Genomic DNA, 26,276 nt, shown 5'->3' on the forward strand with positions numbered 1-26,276 from the left:
ATAAAAAACTTTACTTTAAAACTCGTTTTTAGTTTAAAAATGTGACGGGAATTTACGTAATTTTCATTTAAACCCTTTATTTTTACACTTAATAATTGTTAATAGCGAAGATTTGTCCCCATCAAAAAGAATATTTTCCAAGAAAATTGTTGTCTTCGCATCTGGCTCAGGCTCTAACGCTGAGAACATTATACGATATTTTAAAGCTTCTGGCACCACCGAAGTGGTTTCTGTACTATCCAATAAGCCTTCAGCAAGAGTTTTAGACAGAGCACAGAAATTAAATGTGAAAGCACTTTATTTTGATAGAGATGCATTTTATAACACGAATGATGTTTTAAATATTTTAGAAGACACCAATCCAGATCTTATAGTATTGGCTGGCTTTCTTTGGCTATTCCCCTCTTCTATTCTAGAAAAGTTTCCAAATAAGGTTATAAATCTTCATCCTGCATTACTGCCTAAATATGGCGGAAAAGGAATGTTTGGAAATAATGTGCATCAAGCTGTGTTAGATAATAAAGAAAAAGAAACCGGAATTACTATACATTACGTGAATGAGAATTATGATGATGGCCAGATCATCTTTCAAAAAGCATTTTCCATTTCTTCTACAGAAACACTTACAAGTCTTACTGAAAAAATTCACGAACTAGAACATCGGCATTTCCCGAAAGTGATCGAGAATCTATTAGAATCTTCAACAATTGATTAATCCTGAAGTTCATATTTATACGGACGGTGCCGCACGTGGCAATCCCGGTCCTGGTGGTTACGGAATTGTAATGGAATGGGTAGGCAAACCTTATAAAAAAGAATTTTCTAAAGGTTTTAAGCACACTACCAATAATAGAATGGAATTGCTGGCTGTTATCGACGCCTTAAAAAAGCTCAAAAAACCCGGAGTATCTATTCTGGTATTTACAGATTCTAAATATGTGGTAGATTCTGTAAAAAAAGGCTGGGTCTTTGGTTGGGAGAAGAAAAAATTTAAAGAGAGGAAGAATACAGATCTCTGGAAAGATTTTCTTGTAGAATACAGAAAGCACAAAGTAGATTTTCATTGGATTAGAGGCCACAATAACCATGTTCAAAATGAACGCTGCGATACGCTCGCGGTGGCAGCATCTAAAGAAAAACGTCTTCTTATAGACGAAGGTTTTGCTGAATAGATCCTCCTGTGAAAATTGATCTCATAATTTTCAAAATTGCTAAGTGTCTTGAAAAACAAACCGTATATTTGCAGCACATTTTTGAAACGTAATTATGAGTAAATTATTGATAGTAGGCACAGTAGCCTTCGATGCAATTGAAACCCCATTTGGAAAAACCGATAAAATATTAGGTGGTGCTGCCACATATATTGGTTTATCTGCTTCCCAATTCAACGTTAAAAGCGCTATAGTTTCTGTAGTAGGAGAAGATTTCCCACAGGAACATATGGATCTTCTAACCAGTAAAGAAATAGACATCCAAGGAATTGAGGTAGTAAAGGGAGGAAAAACTTTCTTTTGGAGAGGAAAATACCACAATGATTTAAATACCAGAGACACTTTAGATACGCAATTAAATGTGTTAGCCGATTTTAAACCTGTTGTTCCTGTAGATTTCAAAGATTCAGAAATTGTGATGTTGGGGAACCTTCATCCTTTAGTTCAATTGAGTGTTTTAGAACAGGTTAACAACCCAAAACTAGTTGTATTAGATACAATGAACTTTTGGATGGATAACGCACTAGAAGATCTCAAAAAAGTGATCGCTAAAGTAGATGTAATAACTATTAACGATGAAGAAGCTCGCCAATTGACTGAAGAGCACTCTTTGGTTAGAGCAGCTAGAAAGATCGAAAAAATGGGCCCTAAATATGTAGTGATCAAAAAAGGAGAGCATGGAGCATTATTGTTTCATAAAGACCAGATCTTTTTTGCACCTGCATTACCATTAGAAGAAGTTTTTGACCCAACTGGAGCAGGAGATACCTTTGCAGGTGGCTTTACCGGTTATTTAGCACAATCTGAAGATATTTCTTTTGAAAACATGAAGAATGCTGTGATCTATGGATCCAGTTTAGCTTCCTTTTGTGTAGAGAAATTCGGAACTGAAAGAATGGAGAATCTAAAACATTCTGAATTAGAATCACGCCTTCAAGAGTTTCAGAGCTTAACACAATTCGATATAGAATTAACGCCTACAAAAACCCTGTAATTTCAGGGTTTTTTTTGTGACTAAAATTATTTTTCAACCCTATTGAGGAAAGGTATTTATTATGAGTGACGCATTAAAACATGAGTGTGGGATTGCACAGATCCGACTATTGAAACCCTTAGAATTCTACAAAGAAAAATATGGGAGTGCATTTTACGGAGTAAACAAAATGTATTTAATGATGGAGAAGCAGCATAACCGTGGACAAGACGGAGCGGGCTTTGCTAGTATTAAATTGAATACAGATCCTGGAGATAGGTACATTAGTAGATTACGATCTAATGCTTCTCAACCTATTCAGGATATATTTGCCCAGATCAACGAACGTATTAATACAGAATTAATTGAGCACCCTGAATATGTTAATGATGTAGCCCTTCAGAAAAAAAATATTCCATACATAGGAGAACTTTATCTAGGACACGTACGCTACGGAACTTTTGGTAAGAACAGTATTGAGAGCGTTCATCCTTTTCTTCGCCAGAACAACTGGATGCACCGTAACCTTATTGTCGCCGGGAATTTCAATATGACCAATGTCTCCAAGCTTTTTGATAAGCTGGTAGAACTTGGCCAACACCCTAAAGAACGTGCAGATACTGTAACGGTGATGGAGAAGATTGGGCACTTTTTAGATGATGAAGTTCGTAAATTATATAAGAAATTAAAGAAAGAAGGCTATACAAAAGTAGAGGCATCTCCATTAATTGCAGATAGGCTTAATGTTGCAAAGATCTTGCGGAAGTCTGCAAAAGACTGGGATGGTGGCTATGCAATGGCCGGATTATTAGGCCATGGAGATTCATTTGTGCTAAGAGATCCTTCAGGAATTAGACCAGCATATTATTATCAAGATGATGAAATTGTAGTAGTTGCTTCAGAAAGACCTGTAATTCAAACAGTTTTCAATGTGAAGTTTGAAGATGTAAAAGAATTAGAACCCGGGCATGCAATTATCACTAAGCTGGATGGAGAAGTATCCATTAAACAAATTTTAGAGCCATTAGAGAGAAAAGCATGCTCCTTCGAGCGAATCTATTTTTCTAGAGGTAGTGATGCAGAAATTTATAAGGAGCGTAAAATGCTTGGCCGTCTTTTAATGCCAGAGGTATTAAACTCTATAGATCACGACACTATTAACACCGTTTTCTCTTTTATTCCAAACACGGCAGAAACCTCTTTCTTAGGAATGGTGGAAGCAGCGCAGGATGAATTGAACAAGCAAAAAAATGAAGCCATTCTTTCTGAAAAAGATACTCTTACAGATGAAAGGCTTAAAGAAATCTTGGCTCACAAGCTAAGAACTGAAAAGGTTGCTATTAAAGATGTGAAACTTCGAACTTTTATTACTGAAGACAGTAGTCGGGACGATCTGGTAGCACATGTTTACGATGTTACTTATGGAGTGGTAAAACCCGAAGACAATTTGGTGATCATAGATGATAGTATTGTTAGGGGAACAACCCTCAAGAAGAGTATCATTAAAATGATGGATAGATTAAATCCGAAGCAATTGGTTGTGGTTTCATCTGCTCCACAAATAAGATATCCAGATTGTTATGGGATAGATATGGCGAGGCTTGAAGGTTTAGTGGCTTTTAGAGCAGCACTTGAACTTTTAAAAGATGCCGGTAAATATGATCTTATAGAAGAGGTTTATAATAAGTGCAAATTACAGGAGCATCTGGAAGACAAGGATGTGAAGAATTTTGTAAAAGAAATTTACGAACCGTTTACAGACCAAGAGATCTCTGATAAGATTGCAGAATTGCTAAGCGAACCAGAAGTAAAAACTAAAGTAAAGATCATTTATCAAACTGTAGAGAATCTTCATAAAGCCTGTCCTGACCATTTAGGAGACTGGTATTTCACTGGAAACTATCCTACTTTTGGAGGAAATCGTGTAGTAAATAGAGCTTTTATAAACTTTTATGAAGGAAATGAAGGAAGAGCTTACTAAGTTCTTATGTTTTAGCGAATAATTTACCGTTTAACTAATATCTGGGTTGTTCATCTAAAAGTGTTTGTGTGGCTGTATTAATTACATATATTAGCAAAGCCATAGCATAAGTAGGTTAAGTTCATGGTAGATTTGGGGCAAAAAAAGGTGGATCTCATCCACCTTTTTTTATGCGCAATAGTGAACAAAAAAAAGCCGAGTTTCCTCGGCCATTTTCATTTTATATATCAAGATCTATTTTTCTTTCTCCTGAGCGTATCTTGCAGAAACCTCTTTCCAGTTAATCACATTAAAGAATGCATTAATATACTCTGGACGCTTATTCTGATATTTTAAATAATAAGCGTGTTCCCAAACATCCATCCCTAAGATTGGTTTTCCACCACATCCTGTTTTTGGCATTAAAGGGTTGTCTTGGTTTGGAGTAGAACAAACTTCTACCTTTCCTCCTTTATGCACACATAACCATGCCCATCCAGATCCAAATTGTGTAGCTCCAGCTTTAGAAAACTCATCTTTAAAAGAGTCAAAAGAGCCAAATGCAGCGTCTATAGCTTTTGCAAGTTCCCCTTCTGGTTTCCCACCTCCATCTGGTGACATAACTTCCCAGAATAATCTATGGTTATAAAAACCACCACCGTTATTTCTAACAGCTTTATTCTTCATGTCTAGGTTCTCAAGGATATTCTCTATCGTTTTGCCTTCATTATCTGTTCCCTTAATAGCGTCATTTAACTTGCTTGTATATCCCGCATGATGCTTATCATGATGAATCTCCATTGTTTTGGCATCTATATGTGGTTCTAATGCATCAAAGGAATAGTTCAACTTTGGTAATTCAAAAGCCATAATTATATGTTTTTTAGTTAATATTTATTCAATTGTTTCAAATTTAAGCATTAAGGAATTTAATCTAAATGTTTTTGTGTTATAAAATACTTAAAGATTGTGTTTTAATTAGAAGGATTTATTACCATATTCCTTTAAATTTAGACTCGCTAACTATCATAAAACTCCATTTAGTTGATCAATCCCAACACCTTTACCATATATAACGCTTCTGCAGGCTCAGGCAAAACTTTTACTTTGGTAAAAGATTACCTAGTATTACTTTTAAATAGTAGCAGAGATGATGCTTATAAAAACATTCTCGCAATCACTTTTACCAACAAAGCTGTTGGTGAAATGAAATCTAGGCTTATTGTTGGATTGAGTTCTTTAGCAAAGCAGGAAACTCCTGCTAATAGCGAATCTCTTTTGACACTTCTTATTAAGGAGACCAATTTGACTAAGGAAGAAATCCAGAAACGATCAAAAAGGATCCTTAAGAATATTCTTCATAATTACGCTGCTTTCGATATTTCAACGATAGATAGGTTCACGCATAAAATAATAAGGACTTTTGCCAAGGATCTTGGAATTCCAGTGAATTTTGAAGTGGAGCTTAATTTAGATCTTATTCTGCAAGAGGCAGTAGACCGGGTTATCAATAGAGCAGGAGAAGAAAAAGAACTTACTAAAGTGCTTTTGAAGTTTACATTAGATAAAACCGATGATGACAAGAGTTGGGATATTAGTAGGGATCTATTCTCTTTCTCAAAATTGCTCATTCGTGAAAGTCAGCAGCAATATGTACAACAACTGAAAGGAAAAAGTCTTCAAGATTTCGCCGATTTTTCTGAAAAAATGAAATTGGGAATTATTTTAATCGAAGAAGATATCACAGGATATGCTAAATCCTTTTTTGAGCTTGTAACGAATTTTGATCTCAGCGAAAAAGATTTCAATGGCGGTTATTTGTTTAAGTATTTTGCTAAAATTAAAAATCAGAATTTTATAAAATTATTTGGAGCTAAATGGCAAGATAAACTTGAAGATTCTCCTCTTTACCCACAAAGATTAAGTGATGATAAGAAAGCTGTTTTAGATCAACATCAATCTGAAATTGCAGAACTTTTTAATAGATCTAAAAGAGCTATTCTTAAACGGGACTATTTAAAAGCTATCGATAAAAGTATCATTCCGCTTTCTCTGTTAAGTGAAATTTCCAATGAGATTGATAAGATCAAGAAAGAACGCTCCCTTGTATTGATCTCCGATTTTAATCCAACCATCGCCAAAGAGATCAACAATCAACCTGTACCTTTTATATACGAGCGTCTTGGAGAACGCTACAAGAATTACTTTATAGACGAGTTTCAGGACACTTCAGAAATGCAGTGGACCAATATAATCCCATTAGCAGATCACAATCTTAACACCATACAATCCGATACTGAGCCAGCCGCAAACATAACCTTAGTTGGAGATGCGAAACAGTCAATTTATAGATTTAGGGGTGGGAAAGCAGAACAGTTCATCGATCTCTGTATGACTGAAAATCCATTCCAAGTAGAAAAAGAAGTAATAGATCTTCCTTCTAATTATAGAAGCGCTAAAGGAGTAGTAGAATTTAATAATTCCTTCTTCCAGTATATTTCTAATAAGTTCGAAAGCAACACCTATAAAACTCTTTTTATGGGAAGTGCTCAAGAACCCATCAGGCAAGTAGGCGGCTATGTGAATGTTTCTTTTTTGGAAGCTAAAAAGAAGGAGGAAGAATTAGAATTGCACCCTATAAAGTCTTTAGAAATAATTAAAAATCTAGATGAGCAAGGTGTCTCCAGAAGTGATATTTGTATTTTAACAAGGACGAGAAAGGAAAGTTTTGCCATTGCAAACTATTTAAATGAGCAAGGTTTAGCTATAGTTTCATCAGAATCCCTGTTGGTGTCTAATTCTCCAGAAGTTCGTTTTATAAATAATCTATTTACTGCTTCATTAAATCCTCGCGATAAAAATATAAAATGGGAGTTGCTTAATTATCTGGTTCAGAAATTAGATATTAAAGATGCTCACAAATTATTCCTTGAAAATTTAGAAAAGGAACATCAGGAATTTTTTGGTTGGTTAACAGAGTATGATATTTATTTTGACATTAAAAAAATTCAGATATTATCTATATATGAAGCTGCCGAATATATTATAAGAGCATTTTCTTTAATTAAAAATTCCGACTCCTATCTCCAGTTCTATTTAGATTTTGTTTTTGATTCCTTAAATAATAAAAACATTGGTGTATCAGAATTTTTAGAGCTCTGGAATCAAAAAAGAGAAAAACTAAGCATCCTCGCCCCAAAGTCTGATGACGCGGTCCAGATAATGACCATTCATAAATCTAAAGGCCTAGAATTCCCAATTGTGATCTACCCTTTTGCAAATTCTGCATTACAGGATATCTCGCGAGAATCTATCTGGTTGCCTTTACCTGAAGGTTTAAACGATATCCCTATTGGATATTTAAAAGCTTCAAAAGGAATGTTGGATTGGGGAGAAACAGAAGCGAACGCTTATCAAGAGCTTTTGGATAAAACAGAGTTTGACAGCATCAATATTCTATATGTGGCATTTACCAGAGCATCCCAACAACTTTATATAATTTCTAATTTAGACATTAGCTCTAAAGGAGAGATAAATGAAAATAAAGTATCTGGTTTGCTCATTGGATATTTAAAAGACAAGGGTGTATGGAATGATGACCAAGAAACTTTCGAGTTTGGATTGAAAAGGATAGAAAACTATAAAATTTCAGAAACTCCTACTAACCTTAAAAACAATCATTTTTTCTCATCATCAACGCAAAATAATGCCGTACAAATAATGACTAAATCTGGTTTGCTATGGGATTCCCTTCAGGAAAAAGCGATTATAAAAGGGGATTTGTATCATGATATATTTTCAGAAATAGATACTTTAGAGGATATGTCTTCAGCGATCAAAAAATTTACTCAGGATGAAAATTTATCTGAAAGCGAACTTCAGGAATTGGAGAAATTAATTTCAGAAGTTATTCTTCATCCAGAACTATCAGAATATTATACTTCGGATGCTTTAGTAGTTAAAGAAAAGAATATTTTAAGCCCTAATGGGGAGGTTTTGCGTCCTGATAGATTGAACATAAATGACAAATTTGTTACAATTATAGATTATAAAACAGGAGCTTTCCAAAAATCGCATCAGCTTCAAATGGAACAATATGAAAACATCTTATCCGAAATGGGATATACTAGCCTTAAAAAAATACTGATATATATTAATACAGAAGTGAAGCTCACATTTGTTTAAAAGATGTTTATTTTTGAATAAAATTAAAATTATGTACGGATCAATAAAAGAGCATTTAGAAGCTGAAATAAAAGAGATAAAAGAAAATGGACTTTATAAAAAAGAACGCATAATTACTTCTCCCCAAGGAGCTGCTATAAAAATAAGTACTGGCCAAGAGGTTCTTAACTTTTGTTCTAACAACTATTTAGGACTGTCTTCTCATCCAGATGTAATCCAAGCGGCTAAAGATACTATGGATTCTCATGGATTTGGAATGTCCAGTGTTCGATTTATTTGTGGAACTCAGGATATCCATAAAGAGCTGGAACAGAAAGTAGCCGATTTCTACGGGACAGAAGATACTATTTTGTATGCTGCGTGTTTTGATGCCAATGGTGGGATCTTTGAGCCTTTATTATCTGCAGAAGATGCAATAATATCAGATTCTTTGAATCATGCTTCTATTATCGATGGAGTTCGTCTTTGTAAAGCTGCAAGGTATCGTTATGCGAATGGCAATATGGAAGATCTGGAGAAACAACTCCAAGCCGCTAATGAAAAAGGTACTAGATTTAAATTGATCGTGACCGATGGCGTTTTCTCCATGGATGGTTTAGTTGCTCCTTTAGATAAAATATGTGATCTAGCCGATAAATATGATGCCATGGTAATGGTAGATGAATGTCATGCAACAGGATTTATTGGGAAGACAGGTATTGGAACCATGGAAGAAAAAGGTGTTTTAGGTAGAATAGATATTATTACCGGAACCTTTGGTAAGGCCCTTGGAGGCGCAATGGGAGGTTACACAACCGGTAAGAAAGAGATCATAGACCTTTTAAGACAACGTTCCAGACCATATCTATTTTCGAATTCCTTAGCTCCTTCTATAGTTGGTGCCTCTATAAAGGTTTTCGATATGCTTAAAAATGATACAAGTTTAAGAGATAAATTAGAGGATAATACTAAGTATTTCAAAGAAAAAATGAAGGCTGCAGGTTTTGATGTTATAGATGGGGATTCTGCAATTGTACCAGTAATGTTATACGATGCAAAGTTATCTCAGGATATGGCAGATAAATTACTAGAAGAAGGAATTTATGTAATTGGCTTCTTTTTCCCAGTAGTCCCTAAAGATAAAGCAAGAATTCGAGTTCAACTTTCTGCTGCGCATGAAAGAGAACATTTAGACAAAGCCATTGCTGCTTTCACAAAAGTGGGAAAAGAATTAAAAGTAATATAAAGGACTAACCTAATCAATCATTTGTTAAAAACATTGATTTAATCTAATTTTTTAAGGCTAATATTGATAATTTTATAGCCTAAAAATTAGATGAAATAAACTGGTTTTTTAACTTAAAACAAAGCAAAACCCTTTAAATACAGTATATATAGAGGTCAATTAAGAAAACTTTATTATTTTTATCTTTGTTAATATCGAATTAGCACATACTTTTGCTTCAATTAACACTTAAAACTAAATCAACAAATATGAAACATCTTAGCAGATTTTTATTAGCTTCAATGTTTGTTTTGGGCTTCTCTTCAATGCAAGCACAAGACGAAAACAACCCGTGGGCCATAGGTATTGGCGTAAACGCGGTTAATTATGGTGGTACTGGTGATGACACCCCGGGTATGGTCGGTAACGGCGTGGCTGGAGGAGAATTTGGAGACAAATTCTTCGATACTAACAAATGGAATATTCTTCCTTCTGTTTCTAGACTTTCTGTTTCTAGATACGTGGGTGGTGGATTCGTAGTTGAGGTTGCAGGTTCTGTTAACCAAATAGATACTTTTGGAGATCAAAGTGTAGACGATTTATCTTACTACGCTGTTGATGGTATGGCTAACTACAGTCTTAGAGCTTTATTGAACGACGGATGGTTTGACCCGCAACTTGGAGTTGGTGGTGGTTACAACTGGTTAGATGAAGAAGGTAACGGAACTTTAAACGGTAAAGCTGGATTCAATATCTGGTTCTCAGACAATATCGCTTTAAACGTACAGTCTACTTACAAACATGCTTTCAAAGATGAAGCAGATTCACATTTCCAACATGCTGCTGGTATTAAATTCATCTTCGGAGGAAAAGATACTGACGGCGATGGAATTTATGACAAAGATGATGAATGTCCTGAGACTGCTGGTTTAGCAGAATTCAACGGATGTCCTGATACTGACGGTGACGGAATCGAAGATCGTAAAGATGCTTGTCCTAACGAGGCTGGTTTAGCTGAGTTTGACGGATGTCCTGATACTGACGGTGACGGAATCGCTGATCCTAAAGATGAATGTCCTACTGTAGCAGGAATTGCTGCAATGAATGGATGTCCTGATGCTGATGGTGATGGTGTAAAAGATAGTGAAGACGAATGTCCTAACGAAGCTGGTCCAAAAGAAAACAACGGTTGTCCTTTCGAAGATAAAGATGGCGATGGTGTTTTAGATAAGGATGATGAGTGTCCAGAGGTTGCAGGAACTGTAGCTAATAACGGATGTCCAGAACCAACTGTAGTTGTAATTGCAGAATTGAACGAATATTCTAAAACTGTATTGTTTGATTTAGCTAAAGCTTCTATACGTCCAGATTCTGGTTCTGCTTTGAAATCTATTGCAGATATCATGGAAGAATATCCAAACACTATTTTCCATATTGGAGGTCATACAGATTCTCAAGGTGGTGATGAGTATAACTTGAAACTATCTAAAGAACGTGCTTCTTCTGTAAGAGAATTTTTAATCTCTGCTGGTATTCCAGATAACAGATTAACTTCTGAGGGTTACGGTGAGTCTAGACCAATTGCAACTAATAATACTGCAGCTGGAAGACAAGATAACAGACGTGTTGAAATTTCTTTAGATAAAGACAGAGAAATGAAAAACACTGAAAAAGATTCTACTGATAAAATGTAGTAGAAAACTTTAAAGTTTTTTAAAAAACGCCCCGATTCTTCGGGGCGTTTTCTATTTTTAACCTATGACATCTTTTATCTCCCAAATTCTTAAAAAACTCCTTTTACAAGAAAAGGATATTTCTAAATTGACCTTTGTGCTACCCAGTAAACGTGCTGGTGCCTTTCTTAGAAAAGAACTTGCAAACTTGGTAGATAAACCTATCTTTTCTCCAGAAGTAATTAGTATTGAAGAGTTTTCAGAAAAAGTATCTGACTTAAAAACTATAGATACTGTACACTCCCTTTTCGAATTATATGCAGTCTACAAGGAGCTTACCCCAAAAGAGAAACTAGAAGATTTCGAAAGTTTTGGCAATTGGGCACAAACCCTAATTCATGACTTCAACGAAATAGATAGATACCTAATAGACCCAAAGCAAATCTTCAATTATCTCTTTGAAATTCAGGATACCAATCACTGGTCTTTAGGTGAAAATCAAACAGACATAGTTAAGAACTATCTTGTATTCTGGAAAAAACTGCCTGAATATTACAACTTACTTAAAGAGAATTTATTAAATAAATCTGAAGGGTATCAAGGTTTAATTTATAGACATGCTGCAGAGAAGATTGATGAATTCGCTAAATTAAATGCCGCGAATTATGTGTTTTTGGGATTTAATGCCTTAAACAATGCAGAGCAGCATATAATTCAATCTATGTTGGCGAATAAAGCAAGGATCTTTTGGGACATAGATGAAGTTTTTTTGAAAGACGATACGCACGATGCATCTTTGTTTATAAGACAATACCTAGAAAACTGGCCTTATTATAAAACCAACAATTTTGAATTTGCTTTGAATACCTATAATTCTGAAAAGGAAATTGAGATTATTGGAGTTCCAAAAAACATTGGACAGGTTAAGTTTGTAGCAGAAACACTTTCAGAATTAACTAAAGATCAACTTAATTCTACTGCATTGGTGTTAGGCGACGAATCGCTTTTGCTACCCATGCTAAATTCTATTCCTAATAATATTGAAGCACTGAACATTACCATGGGATATCCCTTAAAATATAGTGTGTTCTCCAGTTTCTTTGAAAAATTATTTGAAATATATCAAATAGAAAATAATCAGATCTATTATAAAGATGTCGTTGCTATTTTGAGTTCTCCCCTTATTATCAAGGCGACTAATTTTAGATCGGAAGAGGTTATAAATAAGATTAAAACTGAAAATTTGCTTTATCTAAGCAAGCAGCAAATAGAAAGCTTTTTTTCAGCAGAACAACAGGAATTAATTTCGGCCTGTTTCACAGATACAAAGCTTAACCCAGAACAAGTTTTACGAAGCTTCGAAGTTATTATAAAGCATTTTAAGGAGCTATTAAATAAAGATGAAGACAGCCTGTCTCTTGAGTTTTTATATCATTACCATCTAGTAGTTGAAAGATTAGCTGAGTTAATAAATGAATTTCCGCATTTCACGTCTTTGGTTTCACTGCTTCAGTATTTCCGGGAACTTAGTAGTCAGCAATCATTAGATTTTCAAGGAAGGCCTTTTCAGGGTTTACAACTTATGGGAATGTTAGAAACACGGGGACTGGATTTTGAAACAGTTATTCTTACCTCTGTAAACGAAGGAATTCTACCCGCAGGAAAGAGCAATAATTCTTTTATCCCTTACGACCTTAAAAAAACATTCAATCTTCCTACCTACAAGGAGAAAGATGCCATTTACACTTATCACTTTTATCATTTGCTTCATAGAGCCAAGAAAATTTACTTGCTCCATGATACAGATACAGAAAGCCAAATGGGAAGTGAAAAAAGCAGATTCTTATTGCAGTTGCTGCATGAAAAGCAACCTGCCCATATAATAACCTCTTCCATAATTTCTCCCGAAGTTCCAGTAGTTAAAAATGAGCTTCAGCAGATTGAAAAGACGGCTGAAGTTCTAGAGAAATTAAAGCTATTAGCAGGTCGCGGATTTTCACCTTCAGCCCTCACAACTTATATAAGAAATCCTTTAGACTTTTATAAGCAATACATCCTTGGCATTAGAGATATTGAGGAGGTTGAAGAAACAGTTGCTTACAACACTTTAGGTACTGTAGTGCATGATACTTTAGAAGTGTTTTATAAACCTTTTATTGGGAAAGCGCTTACTATAGAAAAACTGAAAGAACTCAAAAAAGGAACTGCAAAAGAAGTTAAGATTCAATTTGAAAAAACCTACAGTAAAGCACCTTTAAGCTTAGGAAAAAACCTATTGATCTTTGAGGTTGCAAAGCGATATGTTATAAATTTCCTGAATATGGAAATCAAGGAATTGGAAGCAGGAAGAAATATCATTATTAAAGAAGTGGAATCTAATCTCACCTCAGTACTTTCCATTCCTGAACTTGATTTCCCTGTTAGTATTAGAGGAAAAGTGGATCGTGTAGATCTTTTAGATGGAGTTTTAAGAATCGTAGATTATAAAACGGGCAAGGTGATGCAAAATCAGTTAGAAATAGCAGATTGGGATTTACTCATTTCAGATTATGATAAGTATTCCAAACCCTTTCAGGTTTTAACCTATGCTACTATGCTCCTAAACAATACAAGTAATAATGGAGAAGTAGAAGCCGGAGTGATTTCCTTTAAAAATTTGAAAGAAGGATTTTTAAAATTCAGTTTAAAAGAAAAAAAGGGTGGAAAATCAATAAAAAATGCGAACATTACAGAAGAAATTCTAAATGATTTTCAGGTGCAATTATCAAGTTTGATTTTGGAGATTTGTAACCCAGAAATCCCATTTATAGAAAAAGAAATAAAACCCGCTTATGGAGCTTATTAAAAAGAACAATATTCAAATTACAGGAAAACATAATAAACCTATTTTAACAGATCTGGTTTATTCTGAAAACAATAAACCGAAATCAATAGTGATCTTTTGTCATGGCTATAAAGGTTTCAAAGATTGGGGCGCATGGGACTTGATGGCTGAAGAATTTGCCGAAAAAGGTTATTTTTTCCTGAAATTCAATTTCTCGCATAATGGCACAACTCCAGAAGATATGACAGAATTTTTGGATATTGAAGCATTTGGAGACAATAACTACATAAAGGAATTAGACGATCTACAATCGGTTATAGATTGGTTATTTTTATCTAACAATAAGTATCACAAGGATTTAAACACTTCAGATATTACAGTAATAGGTCACTCCAGAGGAGGAGGAATAAGCATTATAAAAGCGGCAGAAGAAAAAAGGATTACAAGATTGGTTACTTTTTCTTCGGTATCTGACTTTGCTTCTAGGTTTCCTTCCGGAGATGTTTTAAAAAAATGGGAAAAGAAAGGTGTAAACTATATTGTGAATACTAGAACCAAACAACAATTACCTCATCATTTTCAGTTTTATACCAATCTCAAAGAAAACAAAGAGCGGTTAACAATTGCTAGAGCTGCAAAAGCATTAAAGATTCCGCATTTGGTGGTTCATGGAAGTAAAGACACTTCTGTGCCTTTGAGTGATTCTGGAAAATTATTCGATTGGAGTCCAGATTCAGAACTTCTCTTGGTAGAAGGAGCAGATCACGTGTACGCGGTATCACATCCTTGGGAAAGCGATGAACTTCCTTCAGATTTTCGTTATGTGTTGGATGCAACCTTAAAGTTTATTTCCAAAAGAGCATAGCCAAACTGGGGAAAATAATCGTCTCTTAGAACTCAAAATAAATTTCGCTCCTATAAATAAATGTTTAACTTTGAAATCGAAATTTGGGGGATTAGCTCAGTTGGCTAGAGCGTTTGGCTGGCAGCCAAAAGGTCATCGGTTCGACTCCGATATTCTCCACGCAAAACCATCCATTTTAGGATGGTTTTTTTATTTTAGTCCTTTAGTAGAGAAAACATGAAAATTAGGCAAGCTTATCAGGAAGACCTTTTAAAAACTAAAGCTTTAACAGAAGCCTGTGCTGTTAGAATGCAACAATTAGGCATCATTCAGTGGAATGAACATTATCCTTCTTTAGAAAAGCTTCAGCAAGATATAGATCACACGGAATTATATGGGATCAAACCATATTATTGGGGAGCTCAAAAATTATGCATATAATTTAGTTAGTCTATAGAGGAAGAATTTCACATCTCTGACACCTCTAAATGAAGCTCTGAATTCTTTTATTTTGGCATTAAAGGATTCCGCTGAAGCGTTGGTGCTTCTGTTGTTAAAATAGTTTAGGATGGTCTCGTAGTGCAGTTGTACGGATCTTGCAATGGTATTGAAAGACTTAAATTCGGAATTGTCGACTTTGTTGTACCAGTGTGCCAATTTTAGCCTAGCTACATCTTTATTTGTGTTGTTTCTAAAAATATGGCTTAGCCCTTGAGAGAAGTTGTATGCTTTTTCAATAGTTGGGTATAGATCAAATAATATTTCAGCCCTTTCTATTTGTCTTGCCGTCCATTTGGCTTTTGATTTGAACAATAGATATCGGCCTCTAGCGAGGAGCTGCCTGTGCGTGTCCCCATTACTGAGAAGCTCTGGTTTATATGTTTTTTCATTTTTCCTGGCTTCTTCAATAGCTTTGTTTTCTTCTTCTATAATTTCCCACCTTAATCGGATACGTTCTTCTTGCACTGCTTCTGAGGCCAGTTTTTGAACATGGAACCTATCTGTGACTATTTCGGTTTTGGGGAAACATTTTTTAGCGATCAAATTCATGCTCCCGGCCATATCCACAGTGACTTCCTTTACCATATTGCGCCTTTCTACGGGGATTTCCTTTAGTACCTCAATGACATCAACTGCTTTGGTTCCTTTAACAATGGCCACTATGCTGCCTTTCTTTCCCTTGGCTACTTTGTTTGTTAGAATAGTGTAAAGCTCACCGTTGGATAAAGAGGTTTCATCTAAACTCAAATATTTGCCCAAGTTCTTTCCATAGAGCAGCCAATCTTGTGAATGCTCTTTTTGCGCCCAATCCTTAAAGTCGCTGAGATGGTTTTTGTAGTGGTACTGCAGCGCTTTGCCATTGGTCTTATAATAGTCACCAAACCGTTTGGCACTTACCGCATGAGTATCAAGCGATACCTTTTAAAAAAGAGCCAAACTCGTTAGTTATCCGAGTGCCTTTAGCTATTAAGTTCCAATCTCTTTTTACTATCTCTCCTGTATTGACCAGGGTCCAACGCCTACGTTTTATATGGAGCAATACGGATTTACCCCTTAGCGGAAAATCTTCAACCGTTATTTCTGGTAAGAAGCCTTTGGATTGTGCTATTTCTGATTGATATTCTTTGGGTAGAATGTTCTTCTCTTCTAAATAGAAATGAACCTTGTCTGTTGATGATTTATGACTGATGATCTCAAAATATTCTAATATGCCTTCTGGCAATAAATAGCGGGCTAATTCTTTATCCAAGTTCTAAGTGTTTTGCTTGCAAAGATACATTTCTCCCCAAGTATTTACCTTGATCCATTATATGTCTTAGAAGAAAATGACCAGATCTTAGGAATCATTGTGCTTTCAGAAATTATGGACGAAGAATATAAGCACATTTCTTGGTTAACCCATTCTAAAAAAAATCTTTATATCCACCGTTTAGCAACACATCCCGATAGTTGGGGAAAAGGTTTCGGGCAAAAATTAATGGATTTTGCTGAAGAATTTGCCAAAAAACTAAACTTCAATTCTATCAGGTTAGACACTTTCAGCTTAAATAAAAGAAATCAGAAATTCTATGAAGCTCGAGGTTATCAAAAATTGGAAGACATTTACTTTCCGAAGCAAAGTGCTGCGCCATTTCATTGTTATGAATTAATTCTGTGAAATATCTTTAGAAACCTAAAGATAAGACTGAATCGAACTTAACACGAAGCTATTAAATTCCAACAGATCAAGTTGAATTTAACTCCCAGATAATTCATCGAAAATCTGAATAATTCGTCCTTAGACATACTTCATAAAAAAGCCAACTTCCTCTAAAGTGAAAGTTGGCTTTGTACTCAATGATCAAGAACCGCTGGGCAAGCCCGCCCCAAACAGTTCGGGCAGGCCGGACCGAACTGTACGATACGATACGGGCAGGCCCACTAGGTATGGATTAGAAAAATAATTTTTCAAGGTAAGCCTCGCGGAATTAGACGCTCAATGAATGATTAAAAACCGATTTTGAAAAATTTTAGGCATCCCGAATGCAAACTATCGGAACTCAGAATCAAAGCCTGAAATAGGCTTATTTCTTCCATTCAGCAATTCCACCTTTCGCAGAATCTACGCTGATTTTATAATTCCCTCCTCCTGAAACGATCCAGCGAACTTTTACCGAATTCATTCCAGGAATGTTTTCTACCAACATTTTCTCTGGATTCACTTTTTGCTCTTCAACTTTATTGAAATCGGCATCTTTCACAAGCATCCCTGTTACGACATTAGTACCGGAAATAGACACATAATCTGGCCGTTCTATCTTATATTTAAGATCCTGACTACTGTGGGTGGGCATCAAACGTTCATTATAAATTGTGGCGGTTATTTGCTTAAGGCCACCGCCCAGGTTTTCCTCTTCAACATCGGTAATACTTATTTTGGGTGTGTGAAACGCGTGATATATTGTAAATGCCATATTTCTATGTGCATCCTGCTCCAGTAAAAATCCCGGATGTGCACGCCCAAAATTCTTTTTAAATCCGCCAACTTCAATTTTACCATATTGCGGATGATCATATTCTGCCCAATCTACAAAGGCATCCCCAAAGGTTAAATACCTGTCTACCTTCATTTCCTCATCTTGATTTCCACGACCTTCGTTTTGATGGAAATAAAGGTAAGAGACCATCAATTCATTGGTGTAAGTATAAACACCACGGCTTCCGTAAAACCAGTCCAATTCACCTCCAAAAACAGAATAAAGATCTTTGTAAACAACCAGATATTTATATCCAGGGATCATTTCCTCCCCTTTTTTTGCAATAGCATCATAGATTTCTATGTCTTCCTGGTTATAGATATCCTTATCTTCCTCGGCTCCAGGTCCTCTTAAGATCATTCCTCCATAATTATGATAACTCTGCGCGCCTGCTATATTGGGATGTTTCATTACAAATTCCATTACCGCACGGTTTTCCGGTAAACTAAAAGGATATTTATAAGCTCCCCGCTGTACATAATCCGGCTGCCATTTCCAACCCCAGTCGCGGTTTGGATCATAATAGCCAATTCCGTCTTCATTTACTTCCCCGTCCCCATCGGTATCTATCCCTTCATACCCTAACATTTCATATTCACCCTTTTCTTCAGCAGCAACCCTAATGAGTTTTCTATCATCCATTTGATCTTTAATATATCTACCGGTAGGTGACTTCCGAATCATCATCGTGATGTGATTATCTTCGTTTAAATCATTAAACCCATCTTCCCCGGCTTCTCCGTCGCCATCATTATCAAGGACGATCATTCCAGATCTTGGAGAATGCGGAGTGTTGGGATTATTCATATATTCATTCCTCGCATCTGGATTAATGGTAGGGTTGATATAAAAAGTCTTATCCTGAAGCAGTTCTTTGATAAAATCAAGATCATCGAACATTTCGGTAAGATACCAGGCAGTATAAAGAGAAAATTCAGCTCCTTGTATTTCGTTGGAATGTATATTCCCGTCAATATACATCGCCGGTTTTTTTGAAGGATCCCCTTTCTTAAAATCAGAAATCGTCAATAAATAGATGTCTTTGCCTTGAAAAGATTTACCGATACTTTCAAGTTTTGCAAGTTCAGGATGTGCTTTTGCAATTTTTTGCATAATATCCACTATCCCTTCATAGGTATAATATCGGTTCCAGCTTACCTGTACTTCCGGCTCATGTGGAGTACCAATAGCTCGAAAATATTTCTCCTGTGCCTGACCTGTAGGAATATTCAGCAACAGACTAAAAAACCCTAAAATCGCAGTATTTCTTATATTTTTTAAATTCATTTTTACCAAAAATTAAAGTTTTACATTCATAGTTACATACCCCGTATGCGGTGCTCCTACTTTTATATTTGCTGTTCCCCCACCTTTAACGATCCAGGAAAGGGTCTCTTTTTCATAAGCTCCAAGTTTATCCAATAGCTTGATAGTATTCCCTGCAAGTAGGTCCTTTTTATCTTTATTTACGGTAATCTGTAATTTTTGAAGCCACCTGGAACGTTCTCCAAGTTCTGAATGTGTTGGAAGCGGGGAATTGTTAAATAGATCTACGGTGATTCTGGTTAAACCTCCACTCAGTTTTTCTTTTTTTAAATTATGAAATTCCAGTTTAGGCTGAATTTCAGCGAGTTTCACTATAAAATTCGTATGATTTTCAGCAATGCTATCCACCATTCGGTATGGAGGATTTACCATTACAAAGGGTTTAATTCCACCAACCTCAACTTTTTGATTTGGGAAATCGGAGTGATTAACCTCTTGCCAGGGAATAAATACATTTTTTAGATCTTCCCTTTGTGCCCAGGCCAAAAAGTTAGTTTCTGGGGTAACTTTTACTTCTTTGATCTCTTTGTTTTCTTCGATCATTGTGGAATCTTTGGCTTCCGCTTTGACCTCTGGCACCCACCATCCTGGTGTGCTAAAACTCAATCTTCCAAAGTGAAAATAGGCCCATTGAAAATAATCTCCTTCTGTACCCTGATTTTCCTGATTGTAGGCTTTGTGTGGGATAGTTTCATTATAAATTTCTGAAACCATTTTATTGATTTCTACATCCTTTTCCAACATAGAACTCACAATCCTTTTTTCTGCATCACTTTTGTCGAATTTTAAAGGAGCTGAAAGGTTATTGGCAGGACTAAAAGTTACAAATGCAAAAATATTCCATCGCTCGAACAGGTAATCCAGCAAAGCCCTGCTTTCTTTTTGCGAAACCGGATAATCCCCTGCAAAAGGTTCAAATGCCGGAAATTTGTAAGTCAGGCTCTTATTAAACGCGATCCCTTCTTCTGAATCTTCATTATATTTTTCGTCTTTATCATTATCTATTCCTTCAGAAAACATTTTATATCGGGTAGTACTTTTACCATCATTTTCTGCTTTCACCAAAACCCGGGGATCCTTTTCGTGAGGAACATAGTCCCCTAAAGGACTTTCTACCCGAAACTTTGTTATAAATCCATCCTTATTTAAATCCTCATATCCATCTTCGCTCAATCTGCCATCCCTGTCTTGATCGATTTTTACTGTATTCCCCCTGCGCTCATATTTGATGTTGCTAAAATACTGCGAATAAGCATCCGGAGACATATTTGGAAAAACATAAAAGGTGGTAGTTTCCAGCAGTTCAGAATGATCTTTCAACAATCGGTTTGCAACCTGTAACGCCAATTCGACACTTAGAACGTGATAGCCTTCCACGCCACCTGTAATAGCGATAGCTGGTTTATTCTCAAGATCGCCTTTTCCTATTTGAAGAGCCCAAATATCCTGTCCGCCTTCTGTTTTAGTGAGTGAGATTAATTTCGAATTTCCCGAGGTGGCCATTTGTTGCAATCGTTGTGCTACCTCCTGGTTTGTTGGGTAATCCTGCTGTGCGGTCGCTGTAAATATTCCAAAAAAAGCTACTGCAAACAGGCATATTAGATTTTGATTCATAGGGGTTGAATATAATTATTGAAACTATTCCTTCAAAAATAAGATTATAATTAAGCATTTCTAATTAATCTCGCCGGATTTCTCCCGAACGCATCACTCTGAAAGCAATTACTTATTTTATATTTACCGTTCAAACTTAAAGATTGTCTGCAATAAGTTTTAAGAACATCAACAAACTCGCTATCCCGGCAATTATCGCGGGGATTGCAGAACCGCTTATTTCCCTAACCGATATCGCAATTATCGGGAATGTAGACACAAACCCCATTGAAGCCTTGGCGGCTGCTGGAATTGTTGGCTCTTTTCTCTCTGCTATTATATGGATCGTGGCACAAACAAAAACTGCCATCTCCTCGATTGTTTCTCAACATTTAGGATCGAATAGAATACACGCCGTAAAAACGTTGATTCCGCAAGCCATATTTTTTAACCTATTATTAAGCATTCTAATCTATGCCATAACTGCTTTTTTTGCCAAAGCCATTTTCAGCAGTTATAATGCAGAAGGGCTTATTTTGAATTATGCTGAAGAATACTACCAAATAAGGGCTATTGGCTATCCACTAACCTTAGTGACCTTTGCCATTTTCGGGGTGTTTAGAGGTCTTCAAAACACCTTATGGGCAATGAAATGTAGTCTTACCGGAGCTCTTGTAAACGTGGTGCTGGACTATGCGCTAGTTTATGGCGTAGGAGACTTTATTCCTGCCATGCACCTTAAAGGAGCTGCTTATGCAAGTTTAGCAGCACAGGGAGTTATGTTAGTGATGGCGCTATGGTTTTATTTTAAGAAAACACCTTTCAATTTAAAATTGAGCTTTAATATTAATCCAAGGCTTAGAGGTCTGCTTTTAATGGCCGGGAACTTATTTATAAGAACGGCTGCGCTTAATTTTGCCATTTATCTAGCCAACGCTTATGCAACAGATTATGGCAGGAATTATATCGCAGCTCAAAGTATTCTTATGAATATCTGGTTGTTCTTTGCTTTTTTTATAGATGGCTATGCAAATGCAGGAAATGCGATTGGAGGAAGACTATTGGGTGCGAAAGACTATGTAAGTCTTTGGGAGCTGAGTAAAAAGATAAGTAAGTATTCTGTGATAATCGCTCTTATGTTAATGGGAATTTGTGCTGTTTTCTATAATGAGATCGGACTCATCTTCAATAAAGAAGCCAGCGTATTGGTTTTGTTTTCATCTGTATTTTGGTTAGTGTTGCTAATGCAACCAATCAATGCAATCGCTTTTATGTTCGACGGGATCTTTAAAGGATTAGGCGAAGCAAAATATTTGCGAAATCTTCTATTGGTTGCCACTTTTTTAGTGTTCACCCCTATTTTATTGATAGGTGATTATTTCGGGCTAAAATTATATGCCATTTGGATCGCGTTCTTTGCCTGGATGCTTATTAGAAGTAGCGCCTTGGTATTTAAATTCCGTAGAAAATATCTAAAGAAAGACATTTAAATTATTGATTATGTTACTCTGAGCATTATAAGATAAATTTTATGCAACCAAGTATTATAGCAGCGGAAATAAAATATTAAACTTTAATAATATATACTCAAATATTAGAGATTCTTCAATCCGTTTCACTCCTTTCAGAAAGACACCAAGAGAGGCTTGTCATTCCGTCGAAGGAGGAATCTCATTTGAAAAAATATATTCCTATAGCGGAATCACTCTTTTCAAAATAGTAATATCAACCTTTAACACATGATATAAAAATTTATCTAGCTCAGAGAATTGAAGCATGAAAGATCCTGAAACTCCCGAAGTCTCCTATCGTGTGGACATATCTTTATGAATGGTCCACCCTTCCATTGCGGCTTTAAAATATTTCAATCCTATCCATAGGGTTGTTATACCTGGATGTCTTTTGCTTTCATACCCTTTCCAACCACCAAGTCTAGCTATCGCCCAAACATATCTTTTTAGCTCTTTTTTCTTATAGTGGTTTTTTTGTTTCTCTGTTTTACCTTCCAGACTTTTTATTTGGAGCTCTAAAAACTCTTGCTCTTCTTCTGTAAAACAGCTATCGGCGCTCATCTCTCTTTCTGGTTCTGCATACGCTAGACGCATTAGGAACAGTTTGATGACGACCTCCATTATCAATAAGCTTAGTTTTCTTACCGATGACCCATACTCCAGCTCTGACGCCTCAACATTGTAACCCTCTTTTTTTAATATTTTGAACACCTCTTCTATCGTCCATCTCCACTTATACCATTCCACGCACATTTCTGCCATTTCTATTGTCTGTATAGGCAAGGTTGTCAAGAGCCTCCAGCATATTTTATCGGGGCCAGTATAGTCAGCCTCTTTGGCCTCTACCAGATATAGTTTTATGCTGGATGCCACTCCTTTGCTTGTTGCGCTGGTTCTTTTGAGCTCCACCTCTTTATATCTGATTTCAATTTTTGCCGTCCTTTTTTTTCTTTTGGTCTTTGCACAGGCATCCACCTGTACCTCATAAAACCCTTGACAGGGTTGATCTTCCAGGCAACTGAATAATTTTGACCTATCTGCCAATGTTCTATCCACACGGGCTCTTATCAACAGATCTGTTTGTGCATCTGGTATGATTGCAAACTGTTCGTAAATATCCCCTTCTCTATCTTGTATGATCACCATTCCCTCTACCACATCCCGTAGTGAGGCCTGTGTGTTTTTGGACACCTCTATCCATTTATAGGATTCTTTTTCTTCTATGGGCAGTTTACCGTACTGTCTTTCATGCTTTGATTTGAACTCTAAGGGCCTGTTCCAAACTTTAATATCAGAATAGCCGTAGGGGGTACCAGTCACGGCATCCAAGACCAAACTTGGATGAATAAAGAATCCCAATCCTTGGGAGCCCTTTGCATTGGTAGTGCCCACAAAGCTATCTTTGTTGATCCTTTTACCATGGCTGCTTAAGTTGATTTCTGTGGTATCTTGGATACAGACAACGAATCTGCCGGCACATGCCGTGCGGCAATTATGAATCAAGTTTTCTATAATATCTTTTTCACTGACCCTGTCGTTCTGCAAAAAACGGTAAACCGCTTTTGCCTCTGATTCATTCCTGCTAATCTGACGGATTGAATGGACGCTCTTACTGAATAAATCCGATAAAATCTTATTGCCTCTATAAACTAAACGTTTATCCTCTAAGTCTGTGAATCCCCTTTTCATTTTATTAGCAAAACTATTATTAGTCAGCTAAAATATTAAAAAATTGTGTCCACACGATAGGAAGTCTCGGGACAGCATGACGGAAGATAAAACCAGCATCGTCTCCCTGAGCGGAGTCGAAGGGTCATTTAAACCTTTTGCTTAAAATTCTATCTTGCAACTTGAAGCTTTTTTCTTTTCAGGCATTCTCTTTATCTTTACATTTGATAAAATTTATTTCTTATGAGCACTACCCGCGAGAACGGAAGTTTATATACAAGCATTCAAAATAAAATTGCCACAGTAGAATTTGGGCATCCTGCTAGCAATTCCTTTCCTTCAGAATTATTAGAGAGACTTCAAAAAGAATTTCAGAAATTATCTGAAAATGAAGAAGTAAATGTGATAATTCTTAAATCTGAAGGTGAAAAAGCATTTTGTGCGGGAGCATCTTTTGATGAATTGGTAGCGATTGAGAACCTCGAGCAAGGAAAACAGTTCTTCTCCGGCTTTGCCAATGTAATAAATGCTATGAGAATGTGTAAGAAACCTATTATTGGTCGCATTCAAGGAAAAACCGTTGGTGGTGGAGTTGGCTTAGCCGCAGCTTGCGATTATAGTATGGCTACAGAAGCAGCTGCAATTAAACTATCTGAACTTACTATAGGAATTGGCCCTTTTGTTATTGCTCCTGCAGTAGAACGTAAAATGGGATTAGCCGCTTTATCTGAGTTAAGTCTTGCTGCTCACGAATGGAAGAATGCCTATTGGGCGCAAGAAAAAGGCCTTTTCGCAAAAGTCTTTGAATCAATTTCAGACCTAGACAAGGAAGTAGAATTATTGTCTGAAAAATTAGCTTCATATAATCCGCAGGCTACTCAAGAAATGAAAAAAGTGCTTTGGGAGAACACTGCTCATTGGGATAAATTATTGATCACTCGGGCTGCAGTCTCAGGCGAATTGGTGCTATCGGAATTTACTAAAAATGCCTTATCAAAATTCAATAAATAGTATCGCCCCAACAGATATAATGAGTATATTTCTATAAAATTCAAACTATGTCATTGCAAATAGGAATACCAAAAGAGAAACAAGCAACCCCAGAACAAGAGTGGGGATTTACCATTTGGGAATTCCTCCTAGAGAATAAATGGTATATCTTTGCCATCTTTTTAATTGTGGCCATCTTTCTGTATTCTAGAAATTACATGAAAAAACACTAGAAAATGACACAAAATGAGGTGCCTGTAAGTGAAACCACTTATGATATTTTTTCGTTTTTGAGTGGAATGGGATTTTGGTTACTTATTGCCATAGCCCTCATAGGGGTTGTGCTTTATAAGAAATTCAAAAAATAACTAGCGTGTTTTCAACCATCCGGTAATACTTAATCGCATGGTATTTACAGGCTTTACTTCATGTTCTAAGATCTGACTTTCAAAAACCACAACTCTTCCAGGAAAAGGATAAATAGTAATAGGGTTTTCTTTACCAGCTTCATTTTTATAGATCACTAATTCTCCACCATTTTCTGGTTTCCAATCTTCATTATTCAAATAACAAACCAAAGAAAGCTTACGCCTGTCGTCATTTTGAAAGGTGTCCAAATGCCTTTTATAAAAAGTTCCTGTTGGATATAAAGCATAATGGAATTCCTTAAAAAGAATCCCTAAGAAACAGGTCTTGTTCAAATAAGAGATAAATGGATTTATTTTATTAAAAAAGATCTTTTCATTCTCACCTGCATCAGCCTCATTTAGCCAAAGAATAAAATCTCCACGCACAGATTTTTCAATGACTTCATTTACTCTATTCCCTATTGCAGCCTTCTTAAAATTGTCCTCTTCATATTCCTGTAATAAGGTAGCACGTAATTTTCCAACCTCTTCTAAATTAAAGAAATCATCAATTATGCTGTATTGTTTTGTAACAAGATCTGTAATAATGCGTTCGTAAAGAGGATTCTCTTGGAACTCTAATTGTTCATACAATTCTAACATTTCACTCATCCCCTTCCTATATTAAGTATTTGGAACATTAAGTTGTAATTTCTCCCCAAATCAAGAACCTCGGGGCAAGCCCACGAGGTATGACTTGGAAAATATTTTTAAAAATTCGAGGCAAGCCCGCCTGAATGAAATTTTTTTCGGGCAGGCCTCTGGGAACCTGCCCAGCCGGTCAGGCGGGTTAAACCCTCAATGAGGGATTAAAGCTTACAAATGTAGGGATAGAAAGCTTTGATTGTATCTAAAACTTTTAGAAGGAAAATCTAGTACCTTTGCATCAA

Annotated in this window: 22 protein-coding genes and 1 tRNA gene; 16 read left to right on the forward strand and 7 right to left on the reverse strand. The window is 36.1% G+C overall.

Going from position 1 to position 26,276, the window contains the following annotated elements:
* Nucleotides 1–112: 112 nt before the first annotated feature.
* The 4 genes from purN (at nucleotide 113) to H033_RS0101610 (ending at nucleotide 4,165) form a co-directional block, all read left to right on the forward strand.
* The gene (purN, locus tag H033_RS0101595; RefSeq protein ID WP_026836768.1) at nucleotides 113–715 is read left to right on the forward strand and encodes a phosphoribosylglycinamide formyltransferase; all 603 of its coding nucleotides are present in this window, start codon (nucleotides 113–115) and stop codon (nucleotides 713–715) included.
* Complete coding sequence (gene rnhA, locus H033_RS0101600) at nucleotides 708–1,172, forward strand: ribonuclease HI (protein ID WP_026836769.1); 465 nt, start codon at nucleotides 708–710, stop codon at nucleotides 1,170–1,172. Before purN ends, rnhA begins: the two co-directional genes overlap by 8 nt.
* A gap of 94 nt (nucleotides 1,173–1,266) precedes the next feature.
* Nucleotides 1,267–2,205: a PfkB family carbohydrate kinase gene (locus H033_RS0101605; protein ID WP_026836770.1), complete on the forward strand. Its 939-nt coding sequence runs from the start codon at nucleotides 1,267–1,269 to the stop codon at nucleotides 2,203–2,205.
* Nucleotides 2,206–2,266: 61 nt separating this feature from the next.
* The gene (locus tag H033_RS0101610) at nucleotides 2,267–4,165 is read left to right on the forward strand and encodes a hypothetical protein (RefSeq protein ID WP_026836771.1); all 1,899 of its coding nucleotides are present in this window, start codon (nucleotides 2,267–2,269) and stop codon (nucleotides 4,163–4,165) included.
* Between the two features lie 234 nt (nucleotides 4,166–4,399).
* Here the strand turns inward: H033_RS0101610 and H033_RS0101615 are convergent, their stop codons facing one another.
* Nucleotides 4,400–5,014: a superoxide dismutase gene (locus H033_RS0101615; protein ID WP_026836772.1), complete on the reverse strand. Its 615-nt coding sequence runs from the start codon at nucleotides 5,012–5,014 to the stop codon at nucleotides 4,400–4,402.
* Nucleotides 5,015–5,188: 174 nt separating this feature from the next.
* Here H033_RS0101615 and H033_RS0101620 point away from each other — a divergent pair, with 174 nt between their 5' ends.
* From H033_RS0101620 to H033_RS0101650, 7 genes are all read left to right on the forward strand, one after another.
* On the forward strand, nucleotides 5,189–8,329 hold the full coding sequence (locus H033_RS0101620) for a UvrD-helicase domain-containing protein (RefSeq protein ID WP_026836773.1): 3,141 nt from the start codon (nucleotides 5,189–5,191) through the stop codon (nucleotides 8,327–8,329).
* Nucleotides 8,330–8,360: 31 nt separating this feature from the next.
* Nucleotides 8,361–9,554 (forward strand): glycine C-acetyltransferase, encoded by a 1,194-nt coding sequence (gene kbl, locus H033_RS0101625; RefSeq protein ID WP_026836774.1) that lies wholly within the window; start codon nucleotides 8,361–8,363, stop codon nucleotides 9,552–9,554.
* A 248-nt stretch (nucleotides 9,555–9,802) separates the two neighbouring features.
* Nucleotides 9,803–11,227: an OmpA family protein gene (locus H033_RS0101630; RefSeq protein ID WP_026836775.1), complete on the forward strand. Its 1,425-nt coding sequence runs from the start codon at nucleotides 9,803–9,805 to the stop codon at nucleotides 11,225–11,227.
* A 64-nt stretch (nucleotides 11,228–11,291) separates the two neighbouring features.
* On the forward strand, nucleotides 11,292–14,051 hold the full coding sequence (locus H033_RS0101635) for a PD-(D/E)XK nuclease family protein (RefSeq protein WP_026836776.1): 2,760 nt from the start codon (nucleotides 11,292–11,294) through the stop codon (nucleotides 14,049–14,051).
* On the forward strand, nucleotides 14,038–14,895 hold the full coding sequence (locus H033_RS0101640) for an alpha/beta hydrolase family protein (RefSeq protein ID WP_026836777.1): 858 nt from the start codon (nucleotides 14,038–14,040) through the stop codon (nucleotides 14,893–14,895). Before H033_RS0101635 ends, H033_RS0101640 begins: the two co-directional genes overlap by 14 nt.
* 85 nt (nucleotides 14,896–14,980) lie before the next feature.
* Nucleotides 14,981–15,054: transfer RNA gene (locus H033_RS0101645), tRNA-Ala, on the forward strand.
* A 57-nt stretch (nucleotides 15,055–15,111) separates the two neighbouring features.
* Nucleotides 15,112–15,315 carry a hypothetical protein gene (locus tag H033_RS0101650; protein ID WP_026836778.1) on the forward strand — a complete coding sequence of 68 codons (204 nt, stop codon included), beginning with the start codon at nucleotides 15,112–15,114 and terminating at the stop codon, nucleotides 15,313–15,315.
* Here the strand turns inward: H033_RS0101650 and H033_RS0101655 are convergent.
* Together H033_RS0101655 and H033_RS0101660 are read right to left on the reverse strand one after the other, a co-directional pair.
* Complete coding sequence (locus H033_RS0101655) at nucleotides 15,304–16,224, reverse strand: transposase (protein WP_026836779.1); 921 nt, start codon at nucleotides 16,222–16,224, stop codon at nucleotides 15,304–15,306. The two genes, H033_RS0101650 and H033_RS0101655, sit on opposite strands and share 12 nt — an antisense overlap.
* A 58-nt stretch (nucleotides 16,225–16,282) precedes the next feature.
* The gene (locus H033_RS0101660) at nucleotides 16,283–16,624 is read right to left on the reverse strand and encodes a hypothetical protein (protein WP_026836780.1); all 342 of its coding nucleotides are present in this window, start codon (nucleotides 16,622–16,624) and stop codon (nucleotides 16,283–16,285) included.
* A gap of 12 nt (nucleotides 16,625–16,636) precedes the next feature.
* Between H033_RS0101660 and H033_RS19315 the strand changes: the two genes are divergently transcribed.
* Complete coding sequence (locus tag H033_RS19315; protein ID WP_051227723.1) at nucleotides 16,637–17,032, forward strand: GNAT family N-acetyltransferase; 396 nt, start codon at nucleotides 16,637–16,639, stop codon at nucleotides 17,030–17,032.
* A gap of 406 nt (nucleotides 17,033–17,438) precedes the next feature.
* Here H033_RS19315 and H033_RS0101670 read toward each other — a convergent pair whose 3' ends face one another.
* The gene (locus tag H033_RS0101670; RefSeq protein WP_026836781.1) at nucleotides 17,439–19,178 is read right to left on the reverse strand and encodes a M14 family metallopeptidase; all 1,740 of its coding nucleotides are present in this window, start codon (nucleotides 19,176–19,178) and stop codon (nucleotides 17,439–17,441) included.
* A 12-nt stretch (nucleotides 19,179–19,190) separates the two neighbouring features.
* Nucleotides 19,191–20,831, reverse strand: a complete 1,641-nt coding sequence (locus tag H033_RS0101675) for a M14 family metallopeptidase (protein WP_026836782.1) — start codon at nucleotides 20,829–20,831, stop codon at nucleotides 19,191–19,193.
* Nucleotides 20,832–20,974: 143 nt separating this feature from the next.
* Here H033_RS0101675 and H033_RS0101680 point away from each other — a divergent pair, with 143 nt between their 5' ends.
* Nucleotides 20,975–22,300: an MATE family efflux transporter gene (locus H033_RS0101680; RefSeq protein ID WP_026836783.1), complete on the forward strand. Its 1,326-nt coding sequence runs from the start codon at nucleotides 20,975–20,977 to the stop codon at nucleotides 22,298–22,300.
* Nucleotides 22,301–22,615: 315 nt separating this feature from the next.
* Here H033_RS0101680 and H033_RS19320 read toward each other — a convergent pair whose 3' ends face one another.
* A complete protein-coding gene (locus H033_RS19320; RefSeq protein WP_051227725.1) occupies nucleotides 22,616–24,010 on the reverse strand; it encodes an IS4 family transposase in 1,395 nt (464 codons plus the stop codon).
* Between the two features lie 222 nt (nucleotides 24,011–24,232).
* Here H033_RS19320 and H033_RS0101690 point away from each other — a divergent pair, with 222 nt between their 5' ends.
* From H033_RS0101690 to H033_RS22260, 3 genes are read left to right on the forward strand one after another with little or no spacing between them, the layout of a single operon-like run.
* Complete coding sequence (locus tag H033_RS0101690) at nucleotides 24,233–25,000, forward strand: enoyl-CoA hydratase/isomerase family protein (RefSeq protein ID WP_026836784.1); 768 nt, start codon at nucleotides 24,233–24,235, stop codon at nucleotides 24,998–25,000.
* Nucleotides 25,001–25,047: 47 nt separating this feature from the next.
* On the forward strand, nucleotides 25,048–25,212 hold the full coding sequence (locus tag H033_RS21735) for a hypothetical protein (RefSeq protein ID WP_196809405.1): 165 nt from the start codon (nucleotides 25,048–25,050) through the stop codon (nucleotides 25,210–25,212).
* 3 nt (nucleotides 25,213–25,215) lie between these two features.
* Nucleotides 25,216–25,347 (forward strand): hypothetical protein, encoded by a 132-nt coding sequence (locus H033_RS22260; RefSeq protein ID WP_262489296.1) that lies wholly within the window; start codon nucleotides 25,216–25,218, stop codon nucleotides 25,345–25,347.
* Here the strand turns inward: H033_RS22260 and H033_RS0101705 are convergent, their stop codons facing one another.
* On the reverse strand, nucleotides 25,348–25,989 hold the full coding sequence (locus tag H033_RS0101705) for a 2OG-Fe(II) oxygenase (protein WP_026836785.1): 642 nt from the start codon (nucleotides 25,987–25,989) through the stop codon (nucleotides 25,348–25,350).
* Between the last annotated feature and the right edge of the window lie 287 nt (nucleotides 25,990–26,276).

This window comes from Gillisia sp. JM1, from assembly GCF_000424645.1.
GTDB lineage: Bacteria > Bacteroidota > Bacteroidia > Flavobacteriales > Flavobacteriaceae > Gillisia.

What these genes read in the sequence shown, in the direction of transcription:
- H033_RS0101605 (WP_026836770.1), top strand. Translation starts at nt 1,267, where the DNA reads ATGAGTAAATTATTGATAGTAGGCACAGTAGCCTTCGATGCAATTGAA.
- H033_RS0101610 (WP_026836771.1), top strand. Translation starts at nt 2,267, where the DNA reads ATGAGTGACGCATTAAAACATGAGTGTGGGATTGCACAGATCCGACTA.
- H033_RS0101615 (WP_026836772.1), bottom strand. Translation starts at nt 5,014, where the DNA reads ATGGCTTTTGAATTACCAAAGTTGAACTATTCCTTTGATGCATTAGAA.
- kbl (WP_026836774.1), top strand. Translation starts at nt 8,361, where the DNA reads ATGTACGGATCAATAAAAGAGCATTTAGAAGCTGAAATAAAAGAGATA.
- H033_RS0101630 (WP_026836775.1), top strand. Translation starts at nt 9,803, where the DNA reads ATGAAACATCTTAGCAGATTTTTATTAGCTTCAATGTTTGTTTTGGGC.
- H033_RS0101635 (WP_026836776.1), top strand. Translation starts at nt 11,292, where the DNA reads ATGACATCTTTTATCTCCCAAATTCTTAAAAAACTCCTTTTACAAGAA.
- H033_RS0101640 (WP_026836777.1), top strand. Translation starts at nt 14,038, where the DNA reads ATGGAGCTTATTAAAAAGAACAATATTCAAATTACAGGAAAACATAAT.
- H033_RS0101650 (WP_026836778.1), top strand. Translation starts at nt 15,112, where the DNA reads ATGAAAATTAGGCAAGCTTATCAGGAAGACCTTTTAAAAACTAAAGCT.
- H033_RS0101670 (WP_026836781.1), bottom strand. Translation starts at nt 19,178, where the DNA reads ATGAATTTAAAAAATATAAGAAATACTGCGATTTTAGGGTTTTTTAGT.
- H033_RS0101675 (WP_026836782.1), bottom strand. Translation starts at nt 20,831, where the DNA reads ATGAATCAAAATCTAATATGCCTGTTTGCAGTAGCTTTTTTTGGAATA.
- H033_RS19320 (WP_051227725.1), bottom strand. Translation starts at nt 24,010, where the DNA reads ATGAAAAGGGGATTCACAGACTTAGAGGATAAACGTTTAGTTTATAGA.
- H033_RS0101690 (WP_026836784.1), top strand. Translation starts at nt 24,233, where the DNA reads ATGAGCACTACCCGCGAGAACGGAAGTTTATATACAAGCATTCAAAAT.
- H033_RS21735 (WP_196809405.1), top strand. Translation starts at nt 25,048, where the DNA reads ATGTCATTGCAAATAGGAATACCAAAAGAGAAACAAGCAACCCCAGAA.
- H033_RS22260 (WP_262489296.1), top strand. Translation starts at nt 25,216, where the DNA reads ATGACACAAAATGAGGTGCCTGTAAGTGAAACCACTTATGATATTTTT.
- H033_RS0101705 (WP_026836785.1), bottom strand. Translation starts at nt 25,989, where the DNA reads ATGTTAGAATTGTATGAACAATTAGAGTTCCAAGAGAATCCTCTTTAC.